This is a genomic window from Pseudomonas gozinkensis, from assembly GCF_014863585.1.
In the GTDB taxonomy this organism is placed as follows: domain Bacteria; phylum Pseudomonadota; class Gammaproteobacteria; order Pseudomonadales; family Pseudomonadaceae; genus Aquipseudomonas; species Aquipseudomonas gozinkensis.
Window position 1 is genome coordinate 5,841,783 of record NZ_CP062253.1, and the last position, 19,466, is coordinate 5,861,248.

At 55.4% G+C, this 19,466-nt stretch carries 27 protein-coding genes; all 27 read right to left on the minus strand.

The window, feature by feature from the left end; genetic code table 11:
- Entirely contained in the window at positions 1-1,329 is a 1,329-nt protein-coding gene (secY, locus tag IHQ43_RS26055; protein ID WP_003228718.1) for a preprotein translocase subunit SecY, read from the minus strand.
- Entirely contained in the window at positions 1,330-1,767 is a 438-nt protein-coding gene (gene rplO, locus IHQ43_RS26060) for a 50S ribosomal protein L15 (protein WP_003228720.1), read from the minus strand.
- A gap of 3 nt (positions 1,768-1,770) precedes the next feature.
- Entirely contained in the window at positions 1,771-1,947 is a 177-nt protein-coding gene (gene rpmD / locus IHQ43_RS26065) for a 50S ribosomal protein L30 (protein ID WP_003176408.1), read from the minus strand.
- A gap of 2 nt (positions 1,948-1,949) precedes the next feature.
- Positions 1,950-2,450 (minus strand): 30S ribosomal protein S5, encoded by a 501-nt coding sequence (gene rpsE / locus IHQ43_RS26070; protein WP_192562583.1) that lies wholly within the window; start codon positions 2,448-2,450, stop codon positions 1,950-1,952.
- Positions 2,451-2,453: 3 nt separating this feature from the next.
- Positions 2,454-2,804: a 50S ribosomal protein L18 gene (gene rplR, locus IHQ43_RS26075; RefSeq protein WP_003186037.1), complete on the minus strand. Its 351-nt coding sequence runs from the start codon at positions 2,802-2,804 to the stop codon at positions 2,454-2,456.
- Positions 2,805-2,814: 10 nt separating this feature from the next.
- Complete coding sequence (rplF, locus tag IHQ43_RS26080; RefSeq protein ID WP_011336170.1) at positions 2,815-3,348, minus strand: 50S ribosomal protein L6; 534 nt, start codon at positions 3,346-3,348, stop codon at positions 2,815-2,817.
- An 11-nt stretch (positions 3,349-3,359) separates the two neighbouring features.
- Positions 3,360-3,752 (minus strand): 30S ribosomal protein S8, encoded by a 393-nt coding sequence (rpsH, locus tag IHQ43_RS26085; protein ID WP_011336171.1) that lies wholly within the window; start codon positions 3,750-3,752, stop codon positions 3,360-3,362.
- A 209-nt stretch (positions 3,753-3,961) separates the two neighbouring features.
- The gene (gene rpsN / locus IHQ43_RS26090; protein WP_007955639.1) at positions 3,962-4,267 is read right to left on the minus strand and encodes a 30S ribosomal protein S14; all 306 of its coding nucleotides are present in this window, start codon (positions 4,265-4,267) and stop codon (positions 3,962-3,964) included.
- Between the two features lie 13 nt (positions 4,268-4,280).
- Complete coding sequence (gene rplE, locus IHQ43_RS26095) at positions 4,281-4,820, minus strand: 50S ribosomal protein L5 (protein WP_003210069.1); 540 nt, start codon at positions 4,818-4,820, stop codon at positions 4,281-4,283.
- Between the two features lie 20 nt (positions 4,821-4,840).
- On the minus strand, positions 4,841-5,155 hold the full coding sequence (rplX, locus tag IHQ43_RS26100) for a 50S ribosomal protein L24 (protein ID WP_003186046.1): 315 nt from the start codon (positions 5,153-5,155) through the stop codon (positions 4,841-4,843).
- 11 nt (positions 5,156-5,166) lie between these two features.
- The gene (gene rplN, locus IHQ43_RS26105; protein ID WP_002555479.1) at positions 5,167-5,535 is read right to left on the minus strand and encodes a 50S ribosomal protein L14; all 369 of its coding nucleotides are present in this window, start codon (positions 5,533-5,535) and stop codon (positions 5,167-5,169) included.
- A gap of 23 nt (positions 5,536-5,558) precedes the next feature.
- A complete protein-coding gene (gene rpsQ / locus IHQ43_RS26110; RefSeq protein WP_003194644.1) occupies positions 5,559-5,825 on the minus strand; it encodes a 30S ribosomal protein S17 in 267 nt (88 codons plus the stop codon).
- Positions 5,826-5,827: 2 nt separating this feature from the next.
- Positions 5,828-6,019, minus strand: a complete 192-nt coding sequence (gene rpmC / locus IHQ43_RS26115) for a 50S ribosomal protein L29 (protein ID WP_002555481.1) — start codon at positions 6,017-6,019, stop codon at positions 5,828-5,830.
- Positions 6,019-6,432, minus strand: coding sequence for a 50S ribosomal protein L16 (gene rplP / locus IHQ43_RS26120; protein ID WP_003228729.1), 414 nt, complete (start codon positions 6,430-6,432; stop codon positions 6,019-6,021). The genes rpmC and rplP overlap by 1 nt, the downstream gene beginning before the upstream one ends.
- A gap of 12 nt (positions 6,433-6,444) precedes the next feature.
- The gene (gene rpsC / locus IHQ43_RS26125; RefSeq protein ID WP_003176422.1) at positions 6,445-7,131 is read right to left on the minus strand and encodes a 30S ribosomal protein S3; all 687 of its coding nucleotides are present in this window, start codon (positions 7,129-7,131) and stop codon (positions 6,445-6,447) included.
- 13 nt (positions 7,132-7,144) lie between these two features.
- On the minus strand, positions 7,145-7,477 hold the full coding sequence (gene rplV / locus IHQ43_RS26130; protein ID WP_003103908.1) for a 50S ribosomal protein L22: 333 nt from the start codon (positions 7,475-7,477) through the stop codon (positions 7,145-7,147).
- A gap of 11 nt (positions 7,478-7,488) precedes the next feature.
- Positions 7,489-7,764 carry a 30S ribosomal protein S19 gene (gene rpsS / locus IHQ43_RS26135; RefSeq protein ID WP_011336172.1) on the minus strand — a complete coding sequence of 92 codons (276 nt, stop codon included), beginning with the start codon at positions 7,762-7,764 and terminating at the stop codon, positions 7,489-7,491.
- A 16-nt stretch (positions 7,765-7,780) separates the two neighbouring features.
- Entirely contained in the window at positions 7,781-8,605 is an 825-nt protein-coding gene (gene rplB, locus IHQ43_RS26140) for a 50S ribosomal protein L2 (protein ID WP_003186055.1), read from the minus strand.
- 14 nt (positions 8,606-8,619) lie between these two features.
- Positions 8,620-8,919, minus strand: a complete 300-nt coding sequence (rplW, locus tag IHQ43_RS26145; RefSeq protein ID WP_002555488.1) for a 50S ribosomal protein L23 — start codon at positions 8,917-8,919, stop codon at positions 8,620-8,622.
- Positions 8,916-9,518, minus strand: a complete 603-nt coding sequence (rplD, locus tag IHQ43_RS26150; RefSeq protein ID WP_003228735.1) for a 50S ribosomal protein L4 — start codon at positions 9,516-9,518, stop codon at positions 8,916-8,918. The genes rplW and rplD overlap by 4 nt, the downstream gene beginning before the upstream one ends.
- 12 nt (positions 9,519-9,530) lie before the next feature.
- Positions 9,531-10,166, minus strand: a complete 636-nt coding sequence (gene rplC / locus IHQ43_RS26155; RefSeq protein WP_007955641.1) for a 50S ribosomal protein L3 — start codon at positions 10,164-10,166, stop codon at positions 9,531-9,533.
- A gap of 80 nt (positions 10,167-10,246) precedes the next feature.
- Positions 10,247-10,558 carry a 30S ribosomal protein S10 gene (gene rpsJ / locus IHQ43_RS26160; RefSeq protein ID WP_003186070.1) on the minus strand — a complete coding sequence of 104 codons (312 nt, stop codon included), beginning with the start codon at positions 10,556-10,558 and terminating at the stop codon, positions 10,247-10,249.
- A gap of 157 nt (positions 10,559-10,715) precedes the next feature.
- On the minus strand, positions 10,716-11,909 hold the full coding sequence (tuf, locus tag IHQ43_RS26165) for an elongation factor Tu (protein WP_010220303.1): 1,194 nt from the start codon (positions 11,907-11,909) through the stop codon (positions 10,716-10,718).
- A 31-nt stretch (positions 11,910-11,940) separates the two neighbouring features.
- Positions 11,941-14,046: an elongation factor G gene (gene fusA / locus IHQ43_RS26170; protein ID WP_192562584.1), complete on the minus strand. Its 2,106-nt coding sequence runs from the start codon at positions 14,044-14,046 to the stop codon at positions 11,941-11,943.
- 30 nt (positions 14,047-14,076) lie between these two features.
- Positions 14,077-14,550, minus strand: coding sequence for a 30S ribosomal protein S7 (rpsG, locus tag IHQ43_RS26175; RefSeq protein ID WP_007957592.1), 474 nt, complete (start codon positions 14,548-14,550; stop codon positions 14,077-14,079).
- A gap of 108 nt (positions 14,551-14,658) precedes the next feature.
- Complete coding sequence (rpsL, locus tag IHQ43_RS26180) at positions 14,659-15,030, minus strand: 30S ribosomal protein S12 (RefSeq protein ID WP_003186084.1); 372 nt, start codon at positions 15,028-15,030, stop codon at positions 14,659-14,661.
- 215 nt (positions 15,031-15,245) lie between these two features.
- On the minus strand, positions 15,246-19,445 hold the full coding sequence (gene rpoC, locus IHQ43_RS26185; RefSeq protein ID WP_007957594.1) for a DNA-directed RNA polymerase subunit beta': 4,200 nt from the start codon (positions 19,443-19,445) through the stop codon (positions 15,246-15,248).
- Positions 19,446-19,466: the final 21 nt, after the last annotated feature.

Below are 19,466 nucleotides of genomic sequence, written 5' to 3' on the forward strand. Positions count from 1 at the left end.
TCAGCGCAACATGCCGCTGCCGTAACCCTTCAGGTTGGCTTTCTTCATCAGGGATTCGTACTGGTGCGAAACGAGGTGCGATTGTACTTGGGACATGAAGTCCATCACAACCACGACCACGATCAGCAACGAGGTCCCGCCAAGGTAGAACGGAACGTTTGCTGCAACCACCAGGAACTGGGGCAACAAGCACACGGCCGTCATGTAAAGAGCACCGAACATGGTCAAGCGAGTCAAAACGCCATCAATATAGCGCGCGGACTGCTCACCTGGACGGATGCCCGGAATAAAGGCACCGGACTTCTTCAGGTTTTCCGCTACGTCTTTCGGATTGAACATCAACGCCGTATAGAAGAAGCAGAAGAAAATAATCCCTGCACTAAACAGCAGAATATTCAACGGCTGACCAGGAGCGATCGACTGCGAGATGTCCTGCAACCAGCCCATACCTTCAGACTGACCGAACCAGGCACCCAACGAAGCCGGGAACAGCAAAATGCTGCTCGCGAAAATAGCCGGAATAACACCGGCCATGTTCACCTTCAGCGGCAAGTGGCTTGTCTGCGCAGCAAAAACCTTGCGGCCCTGCTGACGCTTGGCGTAGTGAACAGCGATACGACGCTGACCACGCTCAATGAACACCACGAAACCGATAATCGCTACTGCCAGCAAACCGATGGCAACCAAGGCAAAGATGTTGATATCGCCCTGACGCGCAGACTCGAAAGACTGCCCGATTGCTCTCGGAAGACCGGCGACGATACCCGAAAAAATCAACATCGAGATACCGTTGCCTACACCACGCTCAGTAATCTGCTCACCCAGCCACATCATGAACATCGCGCCAGCCACAAACGTGGAAACCGCGACGAAATGGAAGCCAAAGTCACCAGTGAACGCAACGCCCTGCCCCGCCAGACCAATGGACATGCCAATGGCCTGAACGAGAGCGAGGACGACGGTGCCGTAGCGGGTGTACTGGCTGATCTTGCGACGGCCAGCTTCACCTTCCTTCTTCAACTGCTCCAGCTGCGGGCTGACGGCGGTCATCAGCTGCATGATGATCGATGCCGAAATGTACGGCATGATCCCCAGTGCAAAGATGCTCATCCGCTCCAGCGCGCCGCCGGAAAACATGTTGAACAAGCTAAGAATGGTCCCCTCATTCTGTCGAAACAGGTCTGCGAGTCGGTCCGGGTTGATACCTGGAACCGGGATGTGTGCGCCTATTCGGTAGACGATAATCGCCAGGAACAGAAAACGCAGACGAGCCCAAAGTTCAGACATACCGCCTTTGCCGAGCGCAGAGAGAGCACCTTGCTTAGCCATTTATTCCTCGAACTTGCCGCCAGCTGCTTCGATAGCCGCACGCGCACCTTTGGTGGCGCCGATTCCCTTGCCGATAGTGACAGCGCGAGTCACTTCACCGGACAGCATGATTTTCACACGCTGTACGTTGACGTTGATCACGTTGGCATCTTTCAGGGACTGCACGGTGACGATGTCGCCTTCCACTTTAGCCAGCTCGGACAGACGCACTTCTGCGCGATCCATGGCCTTCAGGGAAACGAAACCGAACTTCGGCAGGCGACGATGCAGCGGCTGTTGACCGCCTTCAAAGCCTGGAGCAATGGTGCCACCGGAGCGGGAAGTCTGACCTTTGTGACCACGGCCACCAGTCTTACCCAAACCACTACCGATACCACGGCCCGGACGATGCTTTTCGCGACGGGAACCCGGCGCTGGACTCAGATCATTGAGTTTCATCGATTAACCCTCGACACGCAGCATGTAGTAAGCCTTGTTGATCATCCCGCGATTCTCGGGAGTATCCTGGACTTCTACAGTGTGACCGATGCGACGCAGACCCAGACCCTTAACGCACAGTTTGTGGTTAGGGATGCGGCCGGTCATGCTTTTGATCAGCGTAACTTTAACGGTAGCCATGATTACTTGATCCCCTCAACAGGCAGGCCACGCTTGGCAGCGATGGACTCAGGAGACTGCATAGCCTTCAGACCCTTGAAAGTGGCGTGAACCACGTTTACAGGGTTAGTCGAGCCGTAGCACTTGGCCAGAACGTTCTGAACGCCAGCAACTTCGAGGACAGCACGCATAGCGCCGCCAGCGATGATACCGGTACCTTCAGAAGCAGGCTGCATGTACACCTTCGAAGCGCCGTGGGCGGACTTCATTGCGTACTGCAGAGTGGTGCCGTTCAGATCAACCTGGATCATGTTGCGGCGAGCAGCTTCCATTGCCTTCTGGATCGCAGCAGGCACTTCACGCGACTTGCCACGGCCGAAGCCAACACGCCCTTTACCATCACCAACCACGGTCAACGCGGTGAAAGTGAAGATACGGCCGCCTTTAACGGTTTTGGCTACGCGGTTAACTTGAACCAGCTTCTCGATGTAGCCTTCGTCGCGCTTTTGGTCGTTATTTGACATAACTTAGAACTCCAGCCCAGCTTCACGAGCAGCATCAGCCAGCGCTTTAACGCGGCCGTGGTACTTGAAGCCAGAGCGGTCGAAAGCCACCTGCGAGACGCCAGCGGCCTTAGCACGCGTAGCGACCAGCTGGCCAACCTTAGTGGCCGCGTCGATGTTGCCAGTGGCGCCATCACGCAGTTCTTTATCCAAAGTCGAGGCGCTTGCCAGGACTTTGTTGCCGTCGGCCGAAATGACCTGGGCGTAGATGTGCTGCGAAGAGCGGAACACGCAGAGACGCACGACTTCGAGTTCGTGCATTTTCAGGCGTGCTTTGCGAGCGCGACGCAGTCGAGTAACTTTTTTGTCGGTCATTTGCTATGCCCTACTTCTTCTTGGCTTCTTTACGACGGACGACTTCGTCCGCGTAGCGCACACCTTTGCCTTTGTACGGCTCTGGTGGACGGAAGTCGCGGATCTCGGCGGCCACTTGACCTACCAGCTGCTTATCGATGCCCTTGATCAGGATATCGGTCTGGCTAGGAGTCTCAGCGGTGATGCCTTCCGGCAGTTCGTAATCCACTGGGTGCGAGAAGCCAAGAGCCAGGTTCAGCACCTGACCTTTTGCTTGCGCTTTGTAACCAACACCGACCAGCTGGAGCTTGCGCTCGAAGCCTTGGCTTACGCCCTGGACCATGTTGTTTACCAACGCACGAGTGGTACCGGCCATTGCGCGAGTCTGTTGATCGCCATTGCGAGCAGCAAAACGCAGCTCACCGGCTTCTTCAACGACCTCAACGGACGAATGGACGTTCAGTTCAAGAGTACCCTTGGCACCCTTCACCGAAAGCTGTTGGCCTGCGAATTTTACTTCGACACCGGCTGGCAGCTTAACGGGGTTCTTAGCGACGCGAGACATGCTTATCCCCCTTAGAACACAGTGCAAAGAACTTCGCCGCCGACACCGGCAGCGCGCGCAGCACGATCAGTCATCACACCTTTGTTGGTGGAGACGATAGACACACCGAGACCGCCACGTACTTTTGGCAGTTCTTCGACGGACTTGTACTGACGCAGGCCTGGACGGCTAACGCGCTTCACTTCCTCGATGACCGGACGGCCTTCGAAGTATTTCAGCTCGATGGACAGCAGTGGTTTGGTTTCGCTGCTGATCTGATAACCCGCGATGTAACCTTCGTCCTTCAGGACTTTTGCTACAGCCACCTTCAACGTGGAAGACGGCATGCTTACGACGGACTTTTCAGCCATCTGGGCATTACGGATTCGAGTTAGCATGTCCGCTAACGGGTCCTGCATACTCATGGGCTAGACGCTCCTAATACAGAAAAATTAGCCTTGCGGCTACTACTTGTCGCCGAGAAATTCCGGGCGTAAAAAACACGGGCTCAGGCGAGCCGGTCATTCTAGACACACCCCAGAAATGAATCAAGCCCCAAAAGGGGCTTGATTCAAGTTCAAGGCCACCGATGGTCAGGTTCTTGCGACCCCGACCATCAAGGCTTTGACAGCAATTACCAGCTGGCTTTAACCAGACCTGGAACGTCACCACGCATTGCCGCTTCACGCAGTTTGTTACGGCCCAGGCCGAACTTGCGGTAAACGCCGTGCGGACGACCGGTCAGGCGGCAACGGTTACGCATGCGCGAAGCGCTTGCGTCACGCGGCTGCTTCTGCAGAGCTACGGTAGCTTCCCAACGCGCTTCTGGACTTGCGTTCAGATCGACGATGATAGCTTTCAGCGCTGCACGCTTGACGGCGTACTTGGCAACGGTGAGCTGACGCTTCAGCTCACGGTTTTTCATGCTCTTCTTGGCCATTTTCCTACTCCAATCAGTTGCGGAACGGGAATTTGAAAGCACGCAGCAGAGCGCGGCCTTCATCATCGTTCTTGGCAGTGGTGGTCAGGGTAATGTCCAGACCGCGGAGAGCATCGATCTTGTCGTAGTCGATTTCCGGGAAGATGATCTGCTCTTTCACGCCCATGCTGTAGTTGCCACGACCATCGAAGGACTTGGCATTCAGGCCGCGGAAGTCGCGAACCCGAGGCAGGGAGATCGACAGCAGACGATCCAGGAACTCGTACATACGCTCACGGCGCAGGGTCACTTTGACGCCGATCGGCCAACCTTCACGGACTTTAAAGCCAGCGATGGATTTGCGAGCGTAGGTCACAACGACTTTCTGGCCGGTGATCTTTTCCAGGTCAGCAACAGCGTGCTCGATGACTTTTTTGTCGCCGATCGCTTCGCCCAGACCCATGTTCAGGGTGATTTTGGTAACGCGCGGAACTTCCATCACGTTCGAAAGCTTAAGTTCTTCCTTAAGTTTCGGAGCGATTTCCTTCCGGTAAATCTCTTTTAGTCGTGCCATGGTCTTCTACCTAGCAGTGTTCAAGCATCAACCGCTTTTTGGGTCGACTTGAAGACACGAATTTTCTTACCGTCTTCTACTTTGAAACCAACGCGGTCAGCCTTGTTGGTTTCGCCGTTGAAGATGGCGACGTTGGAAGCGTGCAATGGCGCTTCTTTCTCGACGATACCGCCCTGTACGCCCGACATCGGGTTAGGCTTGGTATGACGCTTGACCAGGTTCAGACCACCAACAACCAGACGGTTGTCAGCAAGAACCTTCAGCACCTTACCGCGCTTACCTTTGTCTTTGCCGGCGATCACGATGATCTCGTCGTCACGACGAATCTTTTGCATGTCGGATCTCCTTACAGCACTTCTGGGGCGAGCGAGACGATCTTCATGAACTTCTCAGTACGAAGTTCACGGGTCACTGGCCCAAAGATACGGGTGCCGATCGGCTCTTGCTTGTTGTTCAGAAGAACAGCAGCGTTGCCATCAAAGCGGATAATGGAGCCATCAGCACGACGTACGCCGTGACGAGTGCGGACTACAACTGCAGTCATCACTTGGCCTTTTTTCACCTTACCGCGAGGAATTGCTTCCTTCACGGTAACTTTGATGATGTCACCGATACCAGCGTAACGACGATGGGAGCCACCCAGCACCTTGATGCACATAACGCGGCGAGCGCCGCTGTTATCGGCCACATCGAGCATGGATTGAGTCTGAATCATATAATTTCTCCGACCCCTAGCCCTTAGACTTCCACAGCGCGTTCGAGAACATCAACCAGCGCCCAAGACTTGGTCTTGGCCATCGGACGAGTTTCACGAATAGTGACTTTGTCGCCGATGTGGCACTGATTGGTTTCGTCGTGCGCGTGCAGCTTAGTCGAACGCTTAACGTATTTACCGTAGATCGGGTGCTTAACGCGACGCTCGATCAGAACGGTGATGGTTTTGTCCATCTTGTCGCTGACAACACGGCCAGTCAGCGTACGGACAGTTTTTTCGGCTTCAGCCATGATCACTTACCTGCCTGCTGGTTGAGCACAGTCTTCACGCGAGCGATGTCACGCTTAACTTGCGAGAGCAGATGAGACTGCCCCAACTGGCCAGTTGCTTTCTGCATGCGCAGATTGAACTGGTCGCGCAGCAAGCCGAGCAGTTGCTCGTTCAGCTGCTGTGCGGATTTTTCACGAAGTTCATTCGCTTTCATCACATCACCGTCCGTTTAACAAAGGAGGTGGCGAGCGGCAGCTTTGCAGCAGCCAGGGCGAAAGCCTCACGCGCCAGCTCTTCAGAAACACCCTCGATTTCATACAGGACTTTGCCTGGCTGAATCTGGGCAACCCAGTACTCCACGTTACCCTTACCTTTACCCATACGAACCTCGAGAGGCTTCTTGGAGATCGGCTTGTCCGGGAATACACGGATCCAGATCTTGCCGCCACGTTTTACGTGACGGGTCAGAGCACGACGCGCTGACTCGATCTGACGAGCGGTGAGACGACCACGAGCTACAGACTTCAGCGCGAACTCGCCGAAGCTGACTTTGCTACCGCGCAGTGCCAGACCACGGTTGTGGCCGGTCATCTGCTTGCGGAACTTCGTACGCTTAGGTTGCAACATTTGGCGTACCCCTTACTTAGCAGCTTTTTTACGAGGCGCTGGTGCTTGTGGTTTCAGCTCTTCTTGGCGACCACCAATTACTTCGCCTTTGAAGATCCAAACCTTTACACCGATCACACCGTAAGTGGTGTGAGCTTCGTAGTTGGCATAGTCGATGTCGGCACGCAGGGTGTGCAGTGGCACACGACCTTCGCGATACCATTCAGTACGTGCGATTTCAGCACCGCCGAGACGACCGCTCACTTGGATTTTGATGCCTTTGGCACCAATGCGCATGGCGTTCTGTACAGCGCGCTTCATGGCGCGACGGAACATTACACGACGCTCCAGCTGCTGAGCTACGCTCTGCGCAACCAGCATACCGTCGAGCTCCGGCTTGCGGATCTCTTCGATATTGATGTGCACAGGCACACCCATTTGCTTGGTCAGGTCCTGACGCAGTTTCTCAACATCTTCACCTTTCTTCCCGATAACGATACCTGGACGAGCGGTGTGGATGGTGATGCGTGCAGTTTGGGCCGGACGATGGATATCGATACGGCTTACGGACGCGCTTTTTAGTTTGTCTTGGAGGTATTCACGCACCTTCAGATCAGCGAACAAGTAGTCCGCATAAGTCCGACCGTCTGCGTACCAGACGGAGGTGTGCTCCTTGACGATTCCCAGGCGAATGCCAATGGGATGTACTTTCTGACCCATCTCTTCGACTCCGTTACTTGTCAGCAACCTTGACAGTGATATGGCAAGACCGCTTGACGATGCGATCAGCACGGCCTTTGGCACGTGGCATGATGCGCTTCAGCGAACGCCCTTCGTTGACGAAAACGGTGCTGACCTTCAGGTCATCAACGTCTGCGCCTTCGTTATGCTCGGCGTTGGCTACGGCCGACTCCAGCACTTTTTTCATGATCTCGGCGGCTTTCTTACTGCTGAAAGCCAACAGGTTGAGCGCTTCGCCCACCTTCTTCCCGCGGATCTGGTCGGCGACCAAGCGGGCTTTCTGGGCGGAGATTCGAGCGCCCGACAACTTAGCGGCTACTTCCATTTCCTTACCCCTTAACGCTTGGCTTTCTTGTCTGCCACGTGCCCGCGATAGTTGCGGGTACCGGCGAACTCGCCCAGTTTGTGGCCGACCATGTCTTCGTTAACGAGAACTGGGACGTGCTGACGACCGTTGTGTACTGCGATGGTCAGACCGACCATTTGTGGCAGGATCATCGAACGACGCGACCAAGTCTTAATTGGTTTGCGATCGTTCTTTTCCGCCGCCACTTCGATCTTCTTCAGTAGGTGAAGATCAATAAAAGGACCTTTTTTCAGAGAACGTGGCACTGTCGTATCCCTCTATTTACTTGCGACGACGGACGATCATTTTGTCGGTACGCTTATTACCACGAGTCTTCGCGCCCTTAGTCGGGAAGCCCCATGGCGATACCGGATGACGACCACCAGAGGTACGACCTTCACCACCACCATGTGGGTGGTCAACCGGGTTCATGGCAACACCACGAACGGTTGGGCGAACGCCACGCCAGCGCTTGGCACCAGCTTTACCCAGCGAACGCAGGCTGTGCTCGGAGTTCGAGACTTCGCCCAGGGTCGCACGGCATTCAGCCAGTACTTTACGCATTTCACCGGAACGCAGACGCAGGGTCACGTAAACGCCTTCACGAGCGATCAGCTGAGCCGAAGCACCAGCGGAACGAGCGATTTGCGCGCCTTTACCTGGCTTCAGTTCGATGCCGTGTACGGTGCTACCAACTGGAATGTTGCGCAGCTGCAGAGCGTTGCCCGGCTTGATCGGCGCCAAAGCACCTGCGATCAGCTGGTCGCCAGCGCTCACGCCTTTAGGGGCGATGATGTAGCGACGCTCGCCATCTGCGTACAGCAGCAGAGCGATGTGAGCAGTACGGTTTGGATCGTATTCGATACGCTCGACAGTGGCAGCGATGCCATCTTTGTCGTTACGACGGAAGTCGACCAGACGATAATGCTGCTTATGACCACCACCGATGTGACGAGTGGTAATACGGCCATTGTTGTTACGACCACCAGACTTCGACTTCTTCTCGAGCAGCGGTGCGTGAGGAGCGCCTTTATGCAGCTCCTGGTTGACCACCTTGACCACAAAACGGCGGCCAGGGGAAGTCGGTTTGCATTTAACGATTGCCATGATGCACCCCTTCCTTACTCAGCACTGCTGCTGAAATCGAGATCTTGGCCTGGCTGAAGGGAGATAACTGCCTTCTTCCAGTCATTACGCTTGCCCAGACCGCGAGCGGTGCGCTTGCTCTTACCCAGAACATTCAGGGTAGTAACACGCTCAACTTTCACGCTGAACAGGCTTTCGACGGCCTTCTTGATTTCCAGCTTGGTTGCGTCAGTAGCAACCTTGAAAACGAACTGGCCTTTCTTGTCTGCCAGAACCGTAGCCTTCTCGGAAACGTGCGGGCCAAGCAGAACTTTAAATACGCGTTCCTGGTTCATCCCAGCAGCTCCTCGAATTTCTTCACGGCCGACACGGTGATCAACACCTTGTCGTATGCGATCAGACTAACTGGATCGGAACCTTGCACGTCACGTACATCAACGTGTGGCAGGTTACGAGCAGCCAGGTACAGGTTCTGATCAACAGCGTCCGACACGATCAGAACGTCGGTCAGGCTCATGTTGTTCAGTTTGCCCAGCAGGTCTTTGGTTTTCGGAGTTTCAACTGCGAAATCCTGAACCACGACCAGACGATCAGTACGCACCAGCTCAGCAAGGATGGAGCGCATTGCTGCGCGGTACATCTTCTTGTTCAGCTTCTGGGAGTGATCCTGTGGACGAGCTGCGAAGGTGGTGCCGCCGCCGCGCCAGATTGGGCTGCGGATAGTACCGGCACGAGCACGGCCAGTACCTTTCTGACGCCATGGGCGCTTGCCGCCACCACGAACGTCGGAACGGGTCTTCTGCTGCTTGCTACCTTGACGGCCGCCAGCCATGTAGGCCACGACTGCTTGGTGAACCAGCGTCTCGTTGAACTCGCCGCCAAATGTCAGTTCGGAAACTTCGATCGCTTGAGCGTCATTTACATTTAATTGCATGTCAGCTTCCCCTTAACCGCGAGCCTTGGCTGCCGGACGTACAACCAGGTTGCCGCCAGTAGCGCCAGGTACAGCGCCCTTGACCAACAACAGATTGCGTTCAGCGTCCACGCGCACTACTTCCAGGGACTGCACGGTCACGCGCTCAGCGCCCATATGACCGGACATTTTTTTGCCCTTGAATACACGACCAGGAGTCTGGCACTGGCCGATAGAGCCTGGGACGCGGTGGGATACGGAGTTACCGTGGGTGTTATCTTGCCCGCGGAAGTTCCAACGCTTGATCGTACCCTGGAAGCCTTTACCTTTGGACTGACCGGTCACATCAACCAGTTGACCAGCAGCGAAGATTTCAGCGTTGATCAGATCGCCGGCCTGGTACTCGCCTTCTTCAAGACGGAATTCCATTACGGTACGACCAGCGGCAACGTTCGCCTTGGCGAAGTGGCCAGCTTGAGCAGCTGTAACACGGGAAGCACGACGCTCGCCGACAGTGACTTGCACTGCACGATAGCCATCGGTTTCTTCAGTTTTGAACTGGGTGACGCGATTCGGCTCGATCTCAATGACCGTGACCGGAATGGAGACACCTTCTTCGGTGAAAATACGGGTCATACCCGCTTTACGACCGACTACACCAATAGTCATGTTGTAAACCTCATGAGTGTACGGGGCTTTCACCCGCTATGGCCGCCCATTTCAGAGCGTTACACGACCAAGACCGAGTCTTAGCCGAGGCTGATCTGCACTTCCACACCGGCCGCAAGATCAAGCTTCATAAGTGCATCAACGGTTTTATCCGTTGGCTGGACGATGTCCAGAACGCGCTTATGAGTGCGGATCTCGTACTGGTCACGCGCGTCTTTGTTGACGTGCGGGGAAACCAGAACGGTGAACCGCTCTTTACGGGTAGGCAGTGGAATTGGACCACGCACTTGAGCACCAGTACGTTTCGCGGTTTCCACGATTTCCTGGGTTGATTGGTCGATCAGGCGATGGTCAAAAGCCTTCAACCTGATACGGATTTGCTGATTTTGCATTGGATTTCAGACTCCGGCTGCTATTCCCACCGGGCGCAATACGCCCGTTAAAAGGAGGCGCAATTCTATAGACGCCCCAGATAGGTGTCAACCCAATAAAAAAGCCCCCGCTAAGCGGGGGCTTTTTCAACTCATCAAAGCTGACTCAATAAAGAGATCACTCGATGATTTTAGCTACGACGCCAGCACCAACGGTACGGCCGCCTTCACGGATTGCGAAACGCAGACCGTCTTCCATCGCGATGGTTTTGATCAGGGTAACAGTCATCTGAATGTTGTCACCTGGCATTACCATTTCAACGCCTTCTGGCAGCTCGCAGTTACCAGTCACGTCAGTAGTACGGAAGTAGAACTGTGGACGGTAGCCTTTGAAGAACGGAGTGTGACGGCCGCCTTCTTCCTTGCTCAGAACGTAAACTTCTGCGGTGAACTTGGTGTGCGGCTTAACCGAACCCGGCTTAACCAGAACCTGACCACGCTCAACGTCGTCACGCTTGGTGCCACGAAGCAGAACGCCGCAGTTCTCGCCAGCACGACCTTCGTCCAGCAGCTTGCGGAACATCTCAACACCGGTGCAGGTGGTGGTGGTGGTGTCACGCAGACCAACGATTTCCAGGGCGTCTTGAACGCGAACGATACCGCGCTCGATACGACCAGTTACAACAGTACCGCGACCCGAGATCGAGAACACGTCTTCGATTGGCATCAGGAATGGCTTGTCGATAGCACGCTCTGGCTCTGGGATGTAGCTGTCCAGAGTTTCCACCAGCTTCTTAACAGCAGTGGTGCCCATTTCGTTGTCGTCTTTGCCTTCCAGCGCCATACGAGCCGAACCGATGATGATCGGAGTGTCGTCGCCTGGGAAGTCGTAGGTGGACAGCAGGTCGCGAACTTCCATCTCAACCAGTTCCAACAGCTCAGCGTCGTCTACCAGGTCAGCCTTGTTCAGGAAAACCACGATGTACGGAACGCCTACCTGACGGGACAGCAGGATGTGCTCACGGGTTTGTGGCATCGGACCATCAGCGGCCGAGCAAACCAGGATCGCGCCGTCCATCTGCGCAGCACCAGTGATCATGTTCTTCACGTAGTCAGCGTGACCTGGGCAGTCAACGTGAGCGTAGTGACGAATGTTCGAGTTGTACTCAACGTGCGCGGTGTTGATGGTGATACCGCGAGCTTTTTCTTCTGGAGCGCTGTCGATCTTGTCGAATTCAACTACGGCCGAACCGAAAACTTCGGAGCAGACGCGAGTCAGAGCAGCGGTCAGAGTGGTTTTACCGTGGTCAACGTGGCCGATGGTGCCAACGTTTACGTGCGGTAGGGAACGATCAAATTTTTCTTTAGCCACGACAATTAACTCCTAGCCTAAAGGGGCTGAATCAGCCTTGTTTTTTGGTAACGGATTCGACGATGTGCGACGGAGCCGTATCGTATTTTTTGAATTCCATAGAGTAGCTTGCGCGACCCTGGGACATGGAACGAACGTCGGTCGCATAACCGAACATCTCACCCAGTGGAACTTCGGCACGGATAACCTTGCCGGACACTGTGTCTTCCATACCCTGGATCATGCCGCGACGACGGTTAAGGTCGCCCATCACATCACCCATATAGTCTTCAGGCGTAACAACCTCTACCGCCATGATCGGCTCGAGCAACTCACCACCGCCCTTCTGGGCCAGTTGCTTGGTCGCCATGGAAGCAGCCACTTTAAACGCCATCTCGTTGGAGTCGACGTCGTGGTAAGAACCATCGAACACGGTAGCCTTCAGGCCGATCAGCGGATAGCCGGCAACAACGCCGTTCTTCATCTGCTCTTCGATACCCTTCTGGATAGCCGGGATGTATTCCTTAGGAACCACACCACCCACTACTTCGTTCAGGAATTGCAGACCTTCCTGACCTTCGTCAGCAGGAGCAAAGCGAATCCAGCAATGACCGAACTGGCCACGACCGCCGGACTGACGAACGAACTTGCCTTCGATTTCGCAGTTCTTCGTGATGCGCTCACGGTACGAAACCTGTGGCTTGCCGATGTTGGCTTCGACGTTGAACTCACGGCGCATCCGGTCAACCAGGATGTCCAGGTGCAGCTCGCCCATGCCGGAGATGATCGTTTGACCAGTCTCTTCATCAGTTTTAACGCGGAAAGACGGGTCTTCCTGAGCAAGTTTGCCCAGAGCGATACCCATTTTTTCCTGGTCATCCTTGGTCTTAGGCTCTACGGCAACCGAAATAACCGGCTCCGGGAAGTCCATGCGAACCAGGATGATTGGCTTGTCAGCGTTGCAGAGGGTTTCACCAGTGGTGACGTCCTTCATGCCGATCAGGGCCGCGATGTCGCCAGCGCGTACTTCCTTGATCTCTTCACGGGCGTTTGCGTGCATTTGCACCATACGACCCACGCGCTCTTTCTTGCCTTTAACCGAGTTGATCACGCCGTCGCCGGAGTTCAACACGCCCGAGTAAACGCGGACGAAGGTCAAGGTACCCACGAATGGGTCGGTAGCGATCTTGAACGCCAAGGCCGCGAACGGCTCGTCGTCACTTGCATGACGCTCCATCTCTTCTTCCTCGTTATCAGGGTTGGAACCCTTGATAGCAGGAATGTCGGTCGGAGCAGGCAGGAAGTCGATAACGGCGTCGAGAACCAGGGGAACGCCCTTGTTCTTGAACGAAGAACCGCAAACAGCCAGAACGATTTCGCCGGCGATAGTACGTGCACGCAAAGCAGCCTTGATCTCAGCGATCGACAGCTCTTCACCTTCCAGGTACTTGTTCATCAGGTCTTCGCTGGCTTCGGCGGCGGCTTCAACCATGTTGTTGCGCCACTCTTCAGCCAACTCGAGCATGTCCGCAGGGATTTCCTTGCGAACTGGAACCATGCCCTTGTCAGAGTCGTTCCAGTAGACAGCTTGCATGTTGATCAGGTCGATCTGGCCCTGGAAGTTGTCTTCCGAACCGATAGCCAGCTGGATCGGCACCGGAGTGTGACCCAGACGCTGTTTGATCTGACCGATCACGCGCAGGAAGTTGGCACCAGCACGGTCCATCTTGTTTACGTAAACAAGACGTGGAACGCCGTATTTGTTGGCCTGACGCCATACGGTTTCCGACTGAGGCTCAACACCCGAAGTACCGCAGAACACAACGACAGCGCCGTCGAGTACGCGCAGGGAACGTTCTACTTCAATGGTGAAGTCTACGTGGCCCGGGGTATCGATTACGTTGAAGCGATGCTCGTGCGGGTACTGCTTCTCGGAACCTTTCCAGAAGGCGGTAATGGCAGCAGAAGTAATGGTAATACCACGCTCCTGCTCCTGAACCATCCAGTCTGTGGTCGCGGCGCCGTCATGCACCTCGCCCATTTTGTGACTTTTGCCAGTGTAAAAAAGGACGCGCTCGGTGGTGGTGGTTTTACCAGCATCCACGTGAGCGACGATACCGATGTTACGGTAGCGACTAATCGGAGTAGTACGAGCCATAAAGCCCTCGCAAAATTAGTGAAGCTAAAATTAGAAGCGGTAGTGCGAGAAAGCTTTGTTAGCTTCGGCCATACGGTGCACGTCTTCACGCTTCTTAACAGCAGCACCTTTACCTTCAGCAGCATCCAGCAGCTCGCCAGCCAAGCGCAGAGCCATAGACTTCTCGCCGCGCTTGCGGGCGAAGTCTACCAACCAGCGCATTGCCAGAGCGTTACGACGGGACGGACGAACCTCGACCGGAACCTGGTAAGTAGCACCACCAACGCGGCGCGACTTCACTTCGACCAGCGGAGCGATGGCGTCGAGTGCTTTTTCGAAGAGTTCCAGGGGATCGGTGCCGGTCTTGCGAGCCGCAACGGTTTCCAGGGCACCATAAACGATACGCTCGGCAACGGCTTTCTTGCCGCTTTCCATAACGTGGTTCATGAATTTGGCGAGGATTTGGCTTCCGTATTTCGGATCGTCCAGAATCTCACGCTTTGCTGCTACGCGACGTCTTGGCATTGATAAGCCCTCAAACGGTCTTCAGGTTAGCTCGGGACAGATCCAGTGGATGCGCGCCCGACCTTACTCTTATCGACTCAATAAAATGAAAATCTGCAAAACGGCCGATTACTTCGGACGCTTGGTACCGTACTTCGAACGACCCTGGTTACGACCTTTAACGCCGGAAGTATCCAAGGAGCCGCGAACGGTGTGGTAACGAACACCTGGCAAGTCTTTTACACGACCGCCGCGGATCAGTACCACGCTGTGCTCTTGCAGGTTGTGGCCTTCACCACCGATGTACGAGGAAACCTCGAAACCGTTGGTCAGACGCACACGGCATACTTTACGCAGTGCCGAGTTAGGTTTTTTCGGCGTAGTGGTGTACACACGGGTGCACACGCCACGACGTTGCGGGCAGTTCTGCAGCGCAGGCACGTCGGATTTCTCGACGATACGCTTACGCGGCTGACGTACCAGCTGGTTGATAGTTGCCATCTACTAGCTCCACTGTTGTCTTGCGACGCTATTGTCTTGCAAGAAAAGCAAAATGGCAGGAACGAATTCCCGCCAAATTTAGGGGATCAAGAGTCTAAAGAGGATCTTGCCCCCAGTCAAGGCAAGGCCCCGACCTCCCCGCTCGTCGAACCTCGACAAATTGTCTCGATTCGATGAACGGCTTGATCAGGGCCTCAGCTCATTTTTCGCAGAACTCAGTTACCGCTCGAGTTCAGCGCTTCGGTCAGTGCAGCTTCCACTTCACTGGCGCTTACGCGCAACGGCTTGTCTGCATCACGACGACGCTTGCGCTCGCTGTGATAAGCCAGACCGGTACCGGCCGGGATCAGACGACCCACGACCACGTTTTCTTTCAGGCCGCGCAGGTAATCGCGCTTGCCGGTTACGGCCGCTTCGGTCAGTACGCGGGTGGTTTCCTGGAAGGAAGCCGCCGAGATGAACGATTCGGTCGACAACGACGCCTTGGTGATACCCAGCAGAACGCGGGTGAACTTGGAGACAAACTTGTCTTCCGCGTTCAAACGCTCGTTCTCTACCAGAACGTGAGTCAGTTCCATCTGGTCGCCCTTGATGAAGCTGGAATCGCCGGACTCGGAGATCTCAACTTTACGCAGCATCTGACGCAGGATGGTCTCGATGTGCTTGTCGTTGATCTTCACGCCTTGCAGACGGTAAACGTCCTGGATCTCGTTGACGATGTACTTGGCCAGCGCGCTCACACCCAGCAGACGCAGGATGTCGTGCGGATCGCTCGGACCGTCGGAGATAACTTCGCCGCGGTTTACCTGTTCGCCTTCGAACACGTTCAGGTGACGCCACTTCGGAATCAGCTCTTCGTACGGATCGCTACCGTCGTTCGGGGTAATGACCAGACGGCGCTTGCCTTTGGTCTCTTTACCGAACGCGATGGTGCCGCTGACTTCAGCCAAAATCGACGCCTCTTTCGGACGACGGGCTTCGAACAGGTCGGCAACACGCGGCAGACCACCGGTGATGTCACGGGTTTTCGAAGTTTCTTGCGGGATACGAGCGATAACATCACCGATCGCAATCTTCGCACCGTCCGCAACACCGACCAGGGCGTTGGCTGGCAGGAAGTACTGAGCGATAACGTCAGTGCCTGGCAGCAACAGATCCTTGCCGTTGTCATCAACCATCTTCACCGCAGGACGGATGTCCTTGCCGGCAGCCGGACGGTCTTTGGCATCGAGTACTTCAATGTTGGTCATACCGGTCAATTCGTCAGTCTGACGCTTGATCGTGATGCCTTCTTCCATGCCTACGTAGGTCACGGTACCTTTCATTTCGGTAACGATCGGGTGAGTGTGCGGATCCCACTTGGCCACGATAGCGCCGGCGTCGACCTTGTCACCCTCTTTAACCGAAATCACGGCACCGTACGGCAGCTTGTAACGCTCGCGCTCACGACCGAAGTCATCAGCGATTGCCAGCTCACCGGAACGGGACACAGCAACCAGGTTGCCATCCACGCGCTCAACGTGTTTCAGGTTGTGCAGACGGACGGTACCGCCATTCTTCACCTGAACGCTGTCGGCTGCGGAAGTACGGCTTGCCGCACCACCGATGTGGAACGTACGCATCGTCAGCTGGGTACCCGGCTCACCGATGGACTGGGCAGCGATAACGCCGACCGCTTCACCGATGTTCACCTGGTGACCACGAGCCAGGTCACGGCCGTAGCACTTGGCGCAAATGCCATAGCGGGTTTCGCAACTGATCGGCGAACGCACGATCACTTCGTCGATGCTGTTCAGCTCGATGAACTCGACCCACTTCTCGTCTACCAGGGTGCCAGCAGGAACGATGACGTCCTCGGTACCCGGCTTGAATACGTCACGGGCAATGACACGACCCAATACGCGCTCACCCAACGGCTCTACAACGTCACCGCCTTCAATGTGCGGAGTCATCAGCAGACCGTGTTCGGTGCCGCAATCGATCTCGGTCACAACCAGATCCTGCGCTACGTCTACCAGACGACGAGTCAGGTAACCGGAGTTCGCAGTTTTCAACGCGGTATCCGCCAGACCTTTACGAGCACCGTGAGTCGAGATGAAGTACTGGAGTACGCTCAGACCTTCACGGAAGTTCGCAGTAATCGGCGTTTCAATGATGGAACCGTCCGGCTTGGCCATCAGACCACGCATACCGGCCAGCTGACGAATCTGTGCTGCGGAACCCCGCGCACCCGAGTCGGCCATCATGTACATCGAGTTGAAAGATTCTTGCTCGACTTCGTCGCCGTGACGGTCGATGACTTTCTCTTTCGAGAGGTTGGCCATCATCGCCTTGGAGACTTCGTCGTTCGCTTTCGACCAAAGGTCGATCACTTTGTTGTACTTCTCGCCCTGGGTTACCAGGCCGGACGCGTACTGACTCTCGATCTCTTTCACTTCGTCGGTGGCGGCACCGATGATGCGGGCTTTTTCATCCGGAATAACGAAGTCGTTAACACCGATGGAAACGCCGGAAATGGTCGAGTAGGCAAAACCGGTGTACATCAACTGGTCAGCGAAGATCACGGTCTCTTTCAGACCAACCACGCGGTAGCACTGGTTGATCAGCTTGGAGATCGCCTTTTTCTTCATCGGCAGGTTGACGACGTCGAACGACAGACCTTTTGGCACAACCTGGAACAGCAGCGCACGACCGACAGTGGTGTCGACGATACGGGTGTTGTTCACGCTGTTGCCGTCACGATCGTTCACGGTTTCGTTGATACGAACCTTGATCTTGGCGTGCAGTGCGGCTTCGCCGGCACGGAACACACGGTCAACTTCCTGCAGATCCGCGAACACACGACCTTCGCCCTTGGCGTTGATCGCTTCACGAGTCATGTAGTACAGACCCAATACAACGTCCTGCGACGGAACGATGATTGGCTCACCGTTGGCTGGCGACAGAATGTTGTTGGTCGACATCATCAACGCACGCGCTTCGAGCTGGGCTTCCAGCGTCAGCGGTACGTGCACGGCCATTTGGTCGCCGTCGAAGTCGGCGTTGTACGCGGCGCAGACCAGAGGGTGCAGCTGGATAGCCTTACCTTCGATCAGTACCGGTTCAAACGCCTGGATACCCAGACGGTGAAGGGTCGGTGCACGGTTGAGAAGAACCGGGTGTTCGCGAATCACTTCAGCGAGAACGTCCCAAACCTCTGGCAGCTCGCGCTCGACCATTTTCTTGGCGGCTTTGATGGTGGTCGCCAGACCACGCATTTCCAGCTTGCCGAAAATGAACGGCTTGAACAGCTCGAGAGCCATCTTCTTCGGCAGACCGCACTGGTGCAGACGCAGGGTCGGGCCTACGGTAATTACCGAACGACCGGAGTAGTCAACACGCTTACCGAGCAAGTTCTGACGGAAACGACCTTGCTTACCCTTGATCATGTCAGCCAGGGATTTCAGAGGACGCTTGTTGGAGCCTGTGATAGCGCGGCCACGACGACCGTTGTCGAGCAGTGCATCGACAGCTTCCTGCAACATACGCTTTTCGTTGCGCACGATGATGTCCGGAGCGGACAGATCGAGCAGGCGCTTCAAACGGTTGTTACGGTTGATCACTCGACGATACAGATCGTTGAGGTCGGAAGTCGCGAAACGACCGCCATCCAGCGGGACCAGTGGACGCAGATCCGGCGGCAGAACCGGCAGAACGGTCAGCACCATCCACTCTGGCAGGTTGCCGGAACCCTGGAAGGCTTCCATCAACTTCAGACGCTTGGACAGCTTCTTGATCTTGGTTTCGGAGTTGGTTTGCGGAATCTCTTCACGCAGACGGCCAATCTCGTGCTCCAGGTCGATAGCGTGCAACAGCTCGCGGACAGCTTCGGCACCCATACGGGCGTCGAAATCGTCACCGAATTCTTCCAGCGCTTCGAAGTACTGCTCGTCGTTCAGCAGCTGACCCTTTTCAAGGGTGGTCATGCCCGGGTCGATAACGACATAGCTCTCGAAGTAGAGAACGCGTTCGATATCACGCAGGGTCATGTCCATCAGCAGGCCGATACGGGACGGCAGCGATTTCAGGAACCAGATGTGGGCAACCGGCGAAGCCAGTTCGATGTGCGCCATGCGCTCACGACGAACCTTGGCCAGCGCAACTTCAACGCCGCACTTCTCGCAGATCACACCACGGTGCTTCAAGCGCTTGTACTTACCGCACAGGCACTCGTAATCCTTTACCGGGCCAAAGATCTTGGCGCAGAACAGACCGTCACGCTCGGGTTTGAACGTACGGTAGTTGATGGTTTCCGGCTTTTTAACTTCACCGAACGACCACGAGCGGATCATCTCAGGCGAGGCCAATCCGATACGGATGGCGTCGAACTCTTCGACTTGACCCTGGTTTTTCAGCAAATTCAGTAGGTCTTTCAAGGCCTTTCCTCCTGGCGGAGC

Bases quoted from the DNA above. Each gene is read 5' to 3' on its own strand.
- rpsC (WP_003176422.1), bottom strand. From the start codon at position 7,131: ATGGGTCAGAAAGTACATCCCATTGGCATTCGCCTGGGAATCGTCAAG.
- rplX (WP_003186046.1), bottom strand. From the start codon at position 5,155: ATGCAAAAGATTCGTCGTGACGACGAGATCATCGTGATCGCCGGCAAA.
- rplW (WP_002555488.1), bottom strand. From the start codon at position 8,919: ATGAACCAGGAACGCGTATTTAAAGTTCTGCTTGGCCCGCACGTTTCC.
- rpsG (WP_007957592.1), bottom strand. From the start codon at position 14,550: ATGCCAAGACGTCGCGTAGCAGCAAAGCGTGAGATTCTGGACGATCCG.
- rplP (WP_003228729.1), bottom strand. From the start codon at position 6,432: ATGTTGCAACCTAAGCGTACGAAGTTCCGCAAGCAGATGACCGGCCAC.
- rplC (WP_007955641.1), bottom strand. From the start codon at position 10,166: ATGACTATTGGTGTAGTCGGTCGTAAAGCGGGTATGACCCGTATTTTC.
- rplR (WP_003186037.1), bottom strand. From the start codon at position 2,804: ATGACCGACAAAAAAGTTACTCGACTGCGTCGCGCTCGCAAAGCACGC.
- rpsJ (WP_003186070.1), bottom strand. From the start codon at position 10,558: ATGCAAAATCAGCAAATCCGTATCAGGTTGAAGGCTTTTGACCATCGC.
- rplB (WP_003186055.1), bottom strand. From the start codon at position 8,605: ATGGCAATCGTTAAATGCAAACCGACTTCCCCTGGCCGCCGTTTTGTG.
- rplE (WP_003210069.1), bottom strand. From the start codon at position 4,820: ATGGCACGACTAAAAGAGATTTACCGGAAGGAAATCGCTCCGAAACTT.
- rpsN (WP_007955639.1), bottom strand. From the start codon at position 4,267: ATGGCCAAGAAGAGCATGAAAAACCGTGAGCTGAAGCGTCAGCTCACC.
- rplF (WP_011336170.1), bottom strand. From the start codon at position 3,348: ATGTCTCGCGTCGCTAAGAACCCCGTTAAGCTGCCAGCCGGTGTCGAA.
- fusA (WP_192562584.1), bottom strand. From the start codon at position 14,046: ATGGCTCGTACTACTCCGATTAGTCGCTACCGTAACATCGGTATCGTC.
- rpsL (WP_003186084.1), bottom strand. From the start codon at position 15,030: ATGGCAACTATCAACCAGCTGGTACGTCAGCCGCGTAAGCGTATCGTC.
- secY (WP_003228718.1), bottom strand. From the start codon at position 1,329: ATGGCTAAGCAAGGTGCTCTCTCTGCGCTCGGCAAAGGCGGTATGTCT.
- rpmC (WP_002555481.1), bottom strand. From the start codon at position 6,019: ATGAAAGCGAATGAACTTCGTGAAAAATCCGCACAGCAGCTGAACGAG.
- rplN (WP_002555479.1), bottom strand. From the start codon at position 5,535: ATGATTCAGACTCAATCCATGCTCGATGTGGCCGATAACAGCGGCGCT.
- rplV (WP_003103908.1), bottom strand. From the start codon at position 7,477: ATGGAAGTAGCCGCTAAGTTGTCGGGCGCTCGAATCTCCGCCCAGAAA.
- rpmD (WP_003176408.1), bottom strand. From the start codon at position 1,947: ATGGCTACCGTTAAAGTTACGCTGATCAAAAGCATGACCGGCCGCATC.
- rpsE (WP_192562583.1), bottom strand. From the start codon at position 2,450: ATGTCAAATAACGACCAAAAGCGCGACGAAGGCTACATCGAGAAGCTG.
- rplO (WP_003228720.1), bottom strand. From the start codon at position 1,767: ATGAAACTCAATGATCTGAGTCCAGCGCCGGGTTCCCGTCGCGAAAAG.
- rpsH (WP_011336171.1), bottom strand. From the start codon at position 3,752: ATGAGTATGCAGGACCCGTTAGCGGACATGCTAACTCGAATCCGTAAT.
- rpsQ (WP_003194644.1), bottom strand. From the start codon at position 5,825: ATGGCTGAAGCCGAAAAAACTGTCCGTACGCTGACTGGCCGTGTTGTC.
- rplD (WP_003228735.1), bottom strand. From the start codon at position 9,518: ATGCAATTAAATGTAAATGACGCTCAAGCGATCGAAGTTTCCGAACTG.